9 protein-coding genes are annotated in these 11,961 nt (G+C 61.1%); 3 read left to right on the plus strand and 6 right to left on the minus strand.

Annotation, left to right across the window (positions count from 1 at the left end):
* Positions 1–132: 132 nt before the first annotated feature.
* Positions 133–1,965, plus strand: coding sequence for a sigma-54-dependent Fis family transcriptional regulator (locus ACSFE6_RS16160; RefSeq protein WP_435428553.1), 1,833 nt, complete (start codon positions 133–135; stop codon positions 1,963–1,965).
* Between the two features lie 213 nt (positions 1,966–2,178).
* Here the strand turns inward: ACSFE6_RS16160 and cysS are convergent, their stop codons facing one another.
* Together cysS and ACSFE6_RS16170 are read right to left on the minus strand one after the other, a co-directional pair.
* Positions 2,179–3,561 (minus strand): cysteine--tRNA ligase, encoded by a 1,383-nt coding sequence (gene cysS, locus ACSFE6_RS16165; RefSeq protein WP_435428554.1) that lies wholly within the window; start codon positions 3,559–3,561, stop codon positions 2,179–2,181.
* A gap of 16 nt (positions 3,562–3,577) precedes the next feature.
* Positions 3,578–5,275 carry a glutamine--tRNA ligase/YqeY domain fusion protein gene (locus ACSFE6_RS16170; protein WP_435428555.1) on the minus strand — a complete coding sequence of 566 codons (1,698 nt, stop codon included), beginning with the start codon at positions 5,273–5,275 and terminating at the stop codon, positions 3,578–3,580.
* Positions 5,276–5,526: 251 nt separating this feature from the next.
* On the opposite strand from ACSFE6_RS16170, the gene ACSFE6_RS16175 reads away from it, so the two are divergent.
* Together ACSFE6_RS16175 and lpxH are read left to right on the plus strand one after the other, a co-directional pair.
* Positions 5,527–6,030: a peptidylprolyl isomerase gene (locus ACSFE6_RS16175; RefSeq protein WP_435428556.1), complete on the plus strand. Its 504-nt coding sequence runs from the start codon at positions 5,527–5,529 to the stop codon at positions 6,028–6,030.
* Entirely contained in the window at positions 6,027–6,779 is a 753-nt protein-coding gene (gene lpxH / locus ACSFE6_RS16180; protein WP_435428557.1) for a UDP-2,3-diacylglucosamine diphosphatase, read from the plus strand. The genes ACSFE6_RS16175 and lpxH overlap by 4 nt, the downstream gene beginning before the upstream one ends.
* Positions 6,780–6,913: 134 nt before the next feature.
* Here lpxH and ACSFE6_RS16185 read toward each other — a convergent pair whose 3' ends face one another.
* From ACSFE6_RS16185 to ACSFE6_RS16200, 4 genes are all read right to left on the minus strand, one after another.
* Complete coding sequence (locus ACSFE6_RS16185) at positions 6,914–8,446, minus strand: DHA2 family efflux MFS transporter permease subunit (RefSeq protein WP_435428558.1); 1,533 nt, start codon at positions 8,444–8,446, stop codon at positions 6,914–6,916.
* 154 nt (positions 8,447–8,600) lie between these two features.
* Complete coding sequence (locus ACSFE6_RS16190; RefSeq protein ID WP_435428559.1) at positions 8,601–9,815, minus strand: HlyD family secretion protein; 1,215 nt, start codon at positions 9,813–9,815, stop codon at positions 8,601–8,603.
* Positions 9,816–9,830: 15 nt separating this feature from the next.
* On the minus strand, positions 9,831–11,300 hold the full coding sequence (locus ACSFE6_RS16195) for an efflux transporter outer membrane subunit (protein ID WP_435428560.1): 1,470 nt from the start codon (positions 11,298–11,300) through the stop codon (positions 9,831–9,833).
* Positions 11,290–11,772 carry a MarR family winged helix-turn-helix transcriptional regulator gene (locus tag ACSFE6_RS16200; protein ID WP_435428561.1) on the minus strand — a complete coding sequence of 161 codons (483 nt, stop codon included), beginning with the start codon at positions 11,770–11,772 and terminating at the stop codon, positions 11,290–11,292. Before ACSFE6_RS16200 ends, ACSFE6_RS16195 begins: the two co-directional genes overlap by 11 nt.
* Between the last annotated feature and the right edge of the window lie 189 nt (positions 11,773–11,961).

An 11,961-nucleotide genomic window follows, 5' to 3' on the forward strand; every position in this document is an offset into this window, starting at 1 on the left:
AGCGAGCCTGCTCGCGAAGGCGTCGGGACAGACATATTGATGGTGTCTGACACTACGCTTTCGCGAGCAGGCTCGCTCCCACAGGGAACCACCTATAACAACAATAAAAGCGTTAATCAGAGGCTGACTTGAATGGCCGCACCTGCCCCCGCGTTATCCCACGACGCCATCATCCAGGACTCCTGGAACCGCTGCCGCGCCTTCGGCCTCAACCATCAGAGCCCCCCAGCCTTCGATCAACTGCCCGCCGAAGGCATCGCGCAGTTGCTGGAAAGCCAGCATGCATTGGTGCAGACCACCCATCAGGAAGTGCTGCCGTATTACGAGAACATTCTGAGCAACTCCAATTGCCTGATCATGCTCGCCGACAATCAGGGCCAGGTGCTGACGTCCTGGGGCACCCAGCGCTTTATCGAACCGAGCCTGGCCCGAGGCTTCAGTGCCGGCGCCAGCTGGATGGAACGTTGCACCGGCACCAACGCCATCGGCACCGCGCTGGCCTGCGAACAAGCAGTGCACATCGAACACGATGAACACTTTCTCAAGGCCAACCGCTTCATGACGGGTTCCGCCGCACCGATTTTCGATGCCGAACGCAAGGTCATCGCCGTGCTGGACGTGTCCAGCGACAGCTACCTGCCGCCCTCCCATACCCTGGGCATGGTCAAGATGATGAGTCAGACCGTGGAAAACCGGCTGATCCTCAACCTGTTCCACGGGCAGCATTTCCAACTGACCTTCAATACCGGCCTGAACAACCTCGACAGCCAATGGGCCGGGTTGCTGATCTTCGACGAGAGCGGCCAAGTGCTGTCGGCCAACCGCCGTGCCGACAACCTGCTGGGCGTGCGTTTGTCGCGGGTCAGTGTCGAGAGCCTGTTCAAGGTGTCGTTGCTGGAATTGCTCAATCAACCCGAAGGCCTGCCCTTCTCGCTCCAGTCCTGCGGGCGCAGTCGCTTCCAGTGCCTGCTGAAACGGCCGAAGCAGACGCCGGTTCAGGCACGCGTGTTCACAGAACCCGCCGTTGCGGCACCCAACGCTATCAGCCTGAACACCCTGCACTTCGGCGACAGCCGCGTGGAAAAAGCCGTGCGCCAAGCCGAACGCTTGCTGGAAAAAGACATCCCGTTGCTGATCCACGGCGAGACCGGGGTCGGCAAGGAAGTCTTCGTCAAGGCCTTGCATCAAGCCAGCTCACGCAACAAACAAGCGTTCATTGCCGTCAACTGTGCGGCGATCCCCGCCGAATTGGTGGAATCAGAATTATTCGGCTACGAAAAAGGCGCGTTCACTGGCGCCAACCAGAAAGGCAGCATCGGCCTGATCCGCAAGGCCGATAAAGGCACGCTGTTCCTGGATGAAATCGGCGACATGCCCCTGCCGACCCAGGCCCGTCTATTACGCGTTTTGCAGGAGCGTTGCGTGCAACCGGTGGGCAGCAGCGAGCTGTTCCCGGTCGACATCCGCATCATCTCGGCCACCAACCGTTCCCTGCGCGAGCAGGTGCAGTTGGGGCGTTTCCGTGAAGATCTGTATTACCGCATCGGCGGCTTGACCCTGGAGTTGCCACCGTTAAGAGAACGCAGCGACAAGCAAGCCCTGTTCAAGCGTTTGTGGGAGCAGCACCGCGAACCGAGCCAGTGGGCCGGTTTGAGCCGTGAAGTACTGGAATTGTTCGACCGCCATCCGTGGCCGGGGAATTTGCGCCAGGTCAGCAGTGTGATTCAGGTGGCGCTGGCCATGGCCGAGGAACAACCGGTACGACCAGAGCATTTGCCGGATGATTTTTTTGTCGATCTGGAGATGGAGCCGATGGAATCGCCGGAGCCGTTGGCTGTGGATCTGGATGATGCCGATGAATTGAATCGGCAATTGCAGGCGGTTGGGGGGAATATTTCGCACCTGGCGCGGCGGTTGGGGGTTAGCCGCAATACCCTCTACAAACGCCTTCGCCAGGCGGAATGACGAACTGTCCGCACTGGATGTATTTGACTTAAGTCCATCGCGGGCAAGCCCGCTCCCACAGTGATTGAGGTGAATTTCGATTTTGTGAACGACACAAAACCCTGTGGGAGCGGGCTTGCCCGCGATGAGGTCAGCCGGGGCACCGCTGCACTTACGCCTTGAAAAAACAAAAACCCGCACAAGGCGGGTTTTGTTTTGCAGCAAACACAGCAATCAGTCAGCCAGACGCCAGGTCGTGCCGCCCTTGCCGTCTTCCAGCACCACACCCATGGCGGTGAGCTGGTCGCGGATGCGGTCGGATTCGGCCCAGTCTTTCCCGGCACGAGCGGCCAGGCGCGCAGCGATCAGCGCTTCAACTTCGGCTGCGTCCACACGCCCTTCGGCGCCTGCCTGCAGGAAGTCATCGGCTTCGAGCTGCAACACGCCCAGCACATCGGCCAATTCCTTCAAACGCGCCGCCAGACCGGCCGCCGCTTGCAGATCGTTTTCGCGCAGACGGTTGATCTCGCGCACCATCTCGAACAACACCGCGCAGGCTTCCGGGGTACCGAAGTCGTCGTTCATCACCTGGGTGAAGCGCTCGACAAAGGCTTCGCCGCCAGCCGGGGCCACGGTCGGCAGACCTTTCAACGCATGGTAGAAACGCTCCAGGGCACCCTTGGCGTCCTTGAGGTTGTCTTCCGAGTAGTTGATGGCGCTGCGGTAGTGGCTCGACACCAGCAGGTAACGCACGACTTCCGGGTGGTACTTGTCGAGCACGTCGCGGATGGTGAAGAAGTTGTTCAAGGACTTGGACATCTTCTCGCCATTGATGCGGATCATGCCGCAATGCATCCACGCGTTGGCGTAGGTCTTGCCGGTGGCCGCTTCGCTCTGGGCGATTTCGTTTTCGTGGTGCGGGAACTCAAGGTCGCTGCCGCCGCCATGAATGTCGAAGGTCTCGCCCAGGCAGCAGGTGGACATCACCGAGCACTCGATGTGCCAGCCCGGACGCCCGGCGCCCCACGGCGACGGCCAGCTCGGCTCGCCCGGTTTCGCGGCTTTCCACAGCACGAAGTCCAATGGGTCCTGCTTGGACTCGTCGACTTCGATACGGGCGCCGATGCGCAGGTCTTCGATCTTCTTGCGCGACAGCTTGCCGTAGCCCATGAACTTGCCGACGCGGTAGTACACGTCGCCATTGCCCGGGGCGTAGGCGTAGCCCTTGTCGATCAGGGTCTGGATCATCGCGTGCATGCCGGGGATGTGATCCGTGGCACGCGGCTCCATGTCCGGTTTCTTGATGCTCAGGCGCGCTTCGTCTTCGTGCATCGCCGCGATCATGCGCTCGGTCAGGGCTTCGAACGACTCGCCGTTCTCGTTGGCCCGGTTGATGATCTTGTCGTCGATGTCGGTGATGTTGCGCACGTAGGTCAGGTCATAACCGCTGAATCGCAACCAGCGGGTCACCAGGTCGAACGCGACCATGCTTCGGCCGTGGCCCAGGTGGCAGTAGTCGTACACGGTCATGCCGCACACGTACATGCGCACCTTGTTGCCATCGAGCGGCTTGAAGACTTCTTTGCTCTTGGTGAGCGTGTTGTAGATCGTTAGCACGTCAAAAATCCTTGAATCACTGGCCCCACGAATCACGCAGGGTCACGGTACGGTTGAATACCGGCTGGCCTGGTTTCGAGTCCTTGATATCCGCGACGAAGTAACCTTCGCGCTCGAACTGGAAACGGTCTTCCGGCTGTGCGTTGCCCAGCGAAGGCTCGGCACGACAACCGGTGAGCACCTGCAGCGAATCAGGGTTGATGTTGTCCAGGAAGCTGGCGCCGTCTTCGGCCTTCTCCGGGTTCGCGGAGCGGAACAGACGGTCGTACAGGCGCACTTCGCACTCGACGCTGGCGGCGGCCGGCACCCAGTGGATCACGCCCTTGACCTTGCGGCCTTCAGGGTTCTTGCCCAGGGTGTCCGGGTCGTACGAGCAGCGCAGTTCGACGATGTTGCCATCGGCATCCTTGATCGCCTCGTCGGCACGGATCACGTAGCTGCCGCGCAAACGCACTTCACCGGCCGGCTCCAGGCGCTTGTAGCCTTTTGGCGGCTCTTCCATGAAGTCTTCACGGTCGATGTAGATCTCGCGGGCAAACGGCAGCGCGCGCACGCCCATGTCTTCTTTCGGGTGGCATGGCAGTTCGAGGTTCTCGACCTGGCCTTCCGGGTAGTTGGTGATCACGACTTTCAACGGACGCAGGACGCACATGGCACGCGGGGCGCTCTGGTCGAGGTCGTCACGGATGCTGAATTCGAGCATGCCGAAGTCCACCACGCCGTCGGAACGGTTTGTGCCGATCATTTCGCAGAAGTTGCGGATCGATTTCGGCGTGTAGCCACGACGGCGGAAGCCCGACAGCGTGGACATGCGCGGATCGTCCCAGCCGTTGACATGCTTTTCATCGACCAACTGCTTGAGCTTGCGCTTGCTGGTGATGGTGTAGTTCAGGTTCAGGCGGCTGAACTCGTACTGACGCGGCTTGCACGGCACCGACAGGTTGTCGAGGAACCAGTCGTACAGCGGACGGTGGCCTTCGAATTCCAGGGTGCAGATCGAGTGGGTGATGCCTTCGATGGCGTCCGACTGACCGTGGGTGAAGTCGTAGTTCGGGTAGATGCACCACTTGTCACCGGTCTGGTGGTGGTGAGCGTGACGGATGCGGTACAGGATCGGGTCGCGCAGGTTCATGTTCGGCGAGGCCATGTCGATCTTCGCCCGCAGCACACGTGCGCCGTCCGGGAATTCGCCGGCGCGCATGCGGGCGAACCAGTCCAGGTTCTCTTCGACGCTGCGGTCGCGGAACGGGCTGTTCTTGCCCGGCTCGGTCAGGCTGCCACGGTATTCCTTGGCTTGCTCGGGGGTCAGGTCATCGACATAGGCCTTGCCGGCCTTGATCAGCTCGACCGCCCAGGCGTGCAACTGGTCGAAGTACTGCGAGGCATAGCGCACTTCACCGGCCCACTCGAAGCCCAGCCACTTGACGTCGCTTTCGATCGCGTCGATGTATTCCTGGTCTTCCTTGGCCGGGTTGGTGTCGTCGAAACGCAGGTGCGTGACGCCACCGAATTCCTGGGCCAGGCCAAAGTTCACACAGATCGACTTGGCGTGACCGATGTGCAGGTAGCCGTTGGGCTCAGGCGGGAAACGGGTGACGATCTGCGTATGCTTACCCGAGTCCAGGTCTGCCTGGATGATCGGCCGCAGGAAGTTGACCGGCACGGCAGGGCCGGTCTTGGAATTCGAGGTAGGGTCGACAGTGGGCTTGCTCATAGGATCCTTGAACGTACAAGTGCGTGGCCGGGAATAACGGCCTGACAAAACAAAGCCGCTATCATAGCCGATGCCGTCAGGCAGCAGACAGGGCAGGCCCAAAAACCGCTGCATTTAATCGGATGTAAACGAAAAACAGCCTCGAAATTCGCGTCCGTCGCGCTAAACTGCGCTCCTTGGTCGAAACAGGCCAACACGGTTGGGGGCCCTGTAGCCCCGAAACCCACGAATTCCTTGAAAGAGTAGCCAACATGACCCAAGTCAAATTGACCACCAACTTCGGCGACATCGTCCTCGAACTGAACGCTGAAAAGGCACCGATCACCGTTGCCAACTTCGTTGAATACGTCAAAGCCGGTCACTACGAAAACACCGTTTTCCACCGCGTCATCGGTAACTTCATGATCCAGGGCGGCGGTTTCGAGCCAGGCATGAAAGAAAAGAAAGACAAGCGTCCAAGCATCCAGAACGAAGCCGACAACGGTCTTTCCAACGACAAATACACCATCGCCATGGCCCGTACCATGGAGCCGCATTCGGCGTCCGCCCAGTTCTTCATCAACGTGACCGACAACACCTTCCTGAACCACAGCGGCAAGAACGTTCAAGGCTGGGGCTACGCCGTATTCGGTAAAGTCACCGCCGGCACCGACGTTGTCGACAAGATCAAAGGCGTTGCCACCACTTCCAAGGCTGGCCACCAGGACGTTCCAGCAGACGACGTGATCATCGAGAAAGCCGAGATCATTGAGTGATATTGCTGATTTCAGACTTGCATCTGGAAGAGGAGCGCCCGGACATAACCCGGGCGTTTCTGGATTTGCTCGCCGGACGCGCCCGCTCGGCGAGTGCGTTGTACATTCTGGGCGACTTTTTCGAGGCATGGATCGGCGACGACGCCATGACTCCCTTCCAGCGCTCCATCTGCCAGGCCCTGCGCGAATTGAGCGACAGCGGCACGGCCATCTTTCTGATGCACGGCAATCGCGACTTCATGCTCGGCCAGGCTTTCTGCAAACAAGCCGGCTGCACCTTGCTGAAGGATCCAAGTGTCGTGCCGTTCAACGGCGAGCCCGTGCTCTTGATGCACGGCGACAGCCTCTGCACCCGCGACGAAGCCTACATGAAGCTGCGTCGTTACCTGCGCAACCCCATCACCCTGTTCATCCTGCGGCATTTGCCCCTGGGCACGCGGCATAAACTGGCACGCAAGCTACGCAGTGAAAGCCGTGCGCAAACGCGGATGAAGGCCAATGACATCGTCGACGTCACGCCTGAAGAAATCCCGCGGATCATGCAGCAATACGGCGTGAAAACCCTGATCCACGGGCATACCCATCGTCCGGCCATCCACAAGTTGCAGCTGGGCGATCAGGCGGCACGGCGGATTGTGCTGGGGGATTGGGATCGCCAGGGTTGGGCGTTGCAGGTGGATGAGCAAGGGTTTGCCCTGGCGCCGTTCGATTTCGCCCCGCCCCCGCAATTGGCAGCACCCGCCAGCTGACGTCCAAACACAAAACCCTTGTAGGAGCGAGCATGCTCGCGATGAACCTGAGCACGACGCGGGGTATCAGGTACCCAGCGTGATCGTTGACGTCCATCGCGAGTGAACTCGCTCCTACAGGAGTTTTGTGGTGATTAGTGCCCCGCAGAGGCCGCAGGCCCCGCCTTGGCGGTAAACGGCGGCTTGGCCAGCCACACGATCAGAATCAGCCCCATGAACATCCAGCCCAGCAGGGTGAAGTAATCCACCGTGGACATGATGTATGCCTGGCTGATCACCGTCTGCTCCAGCTGCGTATAGGCCTTGGCCCCTGCCCCGCCCAGTTGCGTCAATGCCTCGCGGGTCGCCGGGTCGTACTGGGTGATGCTTTCGGTCAGGTAGGCATGGTGCTGGTCGGCGCGGCGGATCCAGATCCAGGTGGTCAAGGAGGCCGCGAAGCTGCCGCCCAGGGTCCGCAGGAAAGTGGCCAGGCCCGAGCCGTCGGCAATCTGGTGCGGTGGCAAATCCGACAGCAGGATGGTCAGGGTCGGCATGAAGAACAGCGCCACGCCGATGCCCATGAACAGTTGCACCATGGCGATGTGCTGGAAGTCGACTTCATTGGTGAAGCCGGCGCGCATGAAACAGCTCAAGCCAATGGCCAGGAAAGCCAGCCCCGCCAGCACGCGCATGTCGAAGCGCGGCGCGTATTTGCCAACGAAAGGTGACAGCAGCACCGGCAGGATACCCAACGGCGCCACGGCGAAACCCGCCCAGGTCGCGGTGTAGCCCAAACGCGTCTGCAGCCATTGCGGCAGGATCAGGTTGATCCCGAAGAACCCGGCGTAGCCCAGGATCAACACGATGGTGCCGTAGCGGAAGTTGCGATGGGCGAACAGCCGCAGGTTGACCACCGGGTGCTCATCGGTCATTTCCCAGATCACGAAAAACGCCAGGGCAACCACGGAAATCACCGAGCCGATAATGATGAAGCTCGATTCGAACCAGTCGGCGTCGTTGCCTTTGTCGAGGACGATCTGCAAGGCACCGACCCCGATAACCAACGCGATCAGGCCGACGTAATCCATTGGCTGGCGGCTGGTGACCACCGGGCGTTTCTTCATCTGCTGGGTGACCACCCACGCGGCAAACAGTCCGATGGGCACGTTGATAAAGAAGATCCACGGCCAGCTGTAACTGTCGGTGATCCAGCCACCGAGGATCGGCCCGGCAATCGGCGCCACTACCGTCACCATCGCCAGCAGCGCCAGGGCCATCCCCCGCTTCGCCGGAGGGTAGACCGCAATCAACAGTGTCTGGGTCATCGGGTACAACGGTCCCGCCACCACCCCTTGCAGGACCCGAAAGCCCACCAGTTCCGGCATCGAGGTGGACACCCCGCACAGGAACGACGCCAGCACGAACAGCAGCGTCGCCCAGACGAACAGCTTCACTTCACCGAAACGCCGGCTGAGCCAGCCGGTCAGCGGCAAGGCGATGGCGTTGCTCACGGCGAACGAGGTGATCACCCAGGTGCCCTGCTCCGCGCTCACGCCCAGGTTGCCGGAAATCGTCGGCAGCGCCACGTTGGCGATGGTGGTGTCGAGCACCTGCATGAAGGTCGCCAGCGACAGGCCAATGGTGCTGAGCACCAGGCTGGGGGGCGTGAAAGAAGCGTTATTGCTCATCGATAATCCTATGAAACCAGCTGGCGCCGCGCCCGACGTGGGAACACTGAACCCTGTGGGAGCGAGCCTGCTCGCGAAGGCGCCAGTTCAGTCGACATTGATGTTGAATGTCAGTCCGCATTCGCGAGCAGGCTCGCTCCCACAAGGGTTGGTATCAGCGGCTTGCGGTCTTGCTGACCGCCGCGCTGTTGTCGTGAATCAGCTGGGTGATCATGGCGTCAGCCTCGGCCAACTGGCGGTCATAGATGCTGGTGCTGAACGAGGCCTTTTGTGGCGGCTGTTGCGCCAGGACCGGGCCGCTCTGGTCGCGCAAATCGACATCGACCAGGGTCGACAGGCCAACCCGCAACGGGTGTTTGGCCAGCTCTTGTGCATTGACATGAATCCGCACCGGCACCCGCTGCACGATCTTGATCCAGTTACCGGTGGCGTTCTGCGCCGGCAGCAAGGCAAACGCGCTGCCGGTACCGGCGCCGAGGCTGTCGATGGTGCCGCTGTATTTCACGCTGCTGCCGTAGAGGTCGGTTTCGATTTCCACCGGTTGGCCGAGGCGCATGTCGCGCAATTGGGTTTCCTTGAAGTTGGCATCGATCCACAACTGATCCAGCGGGATCACCGCCATCATCGCCGTGCCCGGCTGCACGCGCTGACCGAGTTGCACGGTACGTTTGGCCACGTAACCGGTGACCGGCGCGATCAAGGTGCTGCGGGCATTGTTCAGGTAGGCCTGACGCACTTGCGCGGCGGCGGCCATCACGTCCGGATGCGACGAAACCACGGTATCGTCTACCAACGCGCTGGTGGTTTTCAGCTTCTGCTTGACGTCGGCCAGGGCATTTTGCGCCGAGGTCAGGTCATCGCGGGCATGGGACAGCTCTTCCTGGGAAATCGCCCCGCCGGCGGCGAGATTCTTCCGGCGGTTGTAGTTGTCCTGGGCTTTCTGCACTTCGGCCTGCTGCGCATTGACCTGGGCCTTCATGCCATCGACGTTGCTGTACAAGCCGCGGACCTGGCGCACGGTACGCGCCAGTTGGGCCTGGGCGTTTTGCAGACCGATTTCGGCGTCGTTCGGGTCGAAGTTCACCAGCACCTGACCTTCTTGCACCAGATCGCCGTCGTCGGCGCCGATGCTCACCACGGTACCGGTGACCAGCGGAGTGATTTCCACCACGTTGCCGTTGACGTAGGCGTCGTCGGTGCTTTCGCTCCAGCGCCCGTAGAGCTCGTGGTAAGCCCAAACACCCGCACCGCTCAGCGCAACCACGACGGCAAGGGCCAGCAACATGAACTTGCGCTTGCCCGCTTTTGGATTGACAGGGGGGTTGCCGGGAGCGTTTTCAGAAGATTGAGTTGTATCGGCAGTGGCCATGACAAATACCTTGAATTATTGGGTCAGCGTGGCTGGAGTGGCGTCGACGGAGGCGATGGCCTCAGGCTGATATCCGCCACCCAGCGCCTGCATCAGTTGGATCGACAGGTCGATCTGCTCGGCATTCAGGTTGGCCAGCTGACGCTGGGCCTGAAGCAATTGCTGCTCGATGCTGAGCACGTCCAGATAGTTTCCGATGCCGGAACCGTACCGCTGGACCACGGTGTTATAGGAATCCTGGGCGATATCGGTGGCGTGCTGCTGGGCAACGATCTGCCGACCGATATCACGCAGTTGGTTGATGCTGTCGCTGACATCCCCCAGCGCTTTCACCAGGTTTTTGTTGTACTGCGCCACCGCGAGGTCGTAGTCGGCGTCGCGGGAATCGAGGTCGGCGCGCAGGCGGCCACCGTCGAAAATCGGCACGGAAATCGTGGGAGCGATGTTGAAGAAGCGACTCGCCGAACCGAACATCGCATCGCCCAACAAGGATTCGGCACCGGCCGCGGCGCTGAGGTTCAAGTTGGGATAGAAACGGGTTTTGCCGGCGTCGATGTTCTTGCTCGCGGCCTCGACCCGCCAGCGCGCGGCCACCAGGTCCGGGCGACGACCGAGCAATTCGGCCGGCAGCACCGACGGCAACGCCACGGCGCTGGCCTTGAGGATGTTCGGGCGGGTGATTTCATTGCCGCGATCCGGGCCTTTGCCGAGCAGCACGGCCAGAGCGATTTTCGCGCTGTTCAAGCGCTTTTCGGCGTCGATCAGGTTGGCTTGCGAAGTGGCTTCCAGGCTTTCGGTTTGCTGGAATTGATACTGGCTGTCGATCCCGGCGCTCAATCGGCGTTTGCTCAGGTCGAGCATTTGCCGGGTGCGCTTGAGGTCCTCGGCGGACAGGTCATGGACGATGTGTGCCTGTCCCAAGTCGCTGTAGGCACGGGCCACGTCGGCGGACAGGGTCAGTTGCGCGGCCTGGCGGTCGACTTCGGCGGCACGGGCTTCGCCCAACGCGGCTTCCCAGGCGTCACGCTGACCGCCCCACAGGTCGAAGTTGTAATTGAAGCTGGCGCCGATATTGCGCACGGTGGCGTAGGCGTCACCCTGCCCAAGCGGATCCTGGTCCCGGGCCAGCCGCGAACGGCTGACGCCGGCACTGGCATCGAGGGTCGGCATCCGCTCGGCATCGGCGGCGGACGCCGCAGCGGCGGCCTGATGGGCACGGGCGTCGGCGATCTGCATGTCCGGGCTGTCGTGCAGGGCTTCGCGGATCAGACCGTCGAGTTGCGGGTCGCCAAGGCTTTTCCACCAATCGTTTTTTGGCCAGGCCGCGGGCGACAGCGTCACGCCGCTGAGGGATTGCCCAGCCTTGAGGTTTTTCGCCTCGAGGCTGACGCCTTCGGTGGTCAGCCCGCTGTAACTGGCGCAACCGGCCAGAGTCATGGCCAACAGCACCAGGCTCAAGCCGCTGCGAAAGGTCTTACTGTTCATTGTTGCCACCCAGGCGCAGCACCGTGATCGAGTCACCGGCAGCCAGCAGAATTTTCTTGAGGATGTGCTCCAGGGTTTTCAGTTCTTCCGGCGTCACCGCCCCCGCCAGTTCGTTCATGGCATCGGCGCCGATGTGTGGCAGGCGATCAGCGAGCTTCTGCCCTTCTTCGGTCAGCACCAGCCGCACCTGACGACGGTCCGCTTCGGAGCGTTGGCGGGCAAGGAAACCTTTCTGTTCCAGACGATCGAGCATACGGGTCATCGAGCCGCTGTCCAGGGACAAGTGCCGGCACAGTTCGCCAGGCGAGTCGACGCCGTACTGGGCGATGATGATCAGCACCTTGAACTGCGCGGCAGTGATGCCGTGGGGTTCCATGTGCGTATCAAGGATCCGGTCCTTGAGCAGCGCGGCGCGCCCGAGCAGGAGGCCGAGATGGCAATTGTGGAAGTTGTCCGGGGCGAAATGCTTCATCTGAACACCAATTAACTGCCTAGGCAGGGAATGTATGTCGAGATATTACTGCCTAGGCAGCCAATGTCAACGTAATAGTTAGGTTGCTTGCTAAATAGTTGACCAATGGTGTCGGGATTGATTGCGCCCACACTGACGCCTTCGCGAGCAGGCTCGCTCCCACAGGTACAGCGTGATCCTTGTGGGAGC

The organism is Pseudomonas baetica (assembly GCF_051216495.1).
GTDB lineage: Bacteria > Pseudomonadota > Gammaproteobacteria > Pseudomonadales > Pseudomonadaceae > Aquipseudomonas > Aquipseudomonas baetica_B.

Coding starts and splice junctions, on each gene's coding strand:
- ACSFE6_RS16185 (WP_435428558.1), bottom strand. CDS start 8,446: ATGAGCAATAACGCTTCTTTCACGCCCCCCAGCCTGGTGCTCAGCACC.
- ACSFE6_RS16200 (WP_435428561.1), bottom strand. CDS start 11,772: ATGAAGCATTTCGCCCCGGACAACTTCCACAATTGCCATCTCGGCCTC.
- ACSFE6_RS16160 (WP_435428553.1), top strand. CDS start 133: ATGGCCGCACCTGCCCCCGCGTTATCCCACGACGCCATCATCCAGGAC.
- ACSFE6_RS16175 (WP_435428556.1), top strand. CDS start 5,527: ATGACCCAAGTCAAATTGACCACCAACTTCGGCGACATCGTCCTCGAA.
- ACSFE6_RS16190 (WP_435428559.1), bottom strand. CDS start 9,815: ATGGCCACTGCCGATACAACTCAATCTTCTGAAAACGCTCCCGGCAAC.
- ACSFE6_RS16170 (WP_435428555.1), bottom strand. CDS start 5,275: ATGAGCAAGCCCACTGTCGACCCTACCTCGAATTCCAAGACCGGCCCT.
- ACSFE6_RS16195 (WP_435428560.1), bottom strand. CDS start 11,300: ATGAACAGTAAGACCTTTCGCAGCGGCTTGAGCCTGGTGCTGTTGGCC.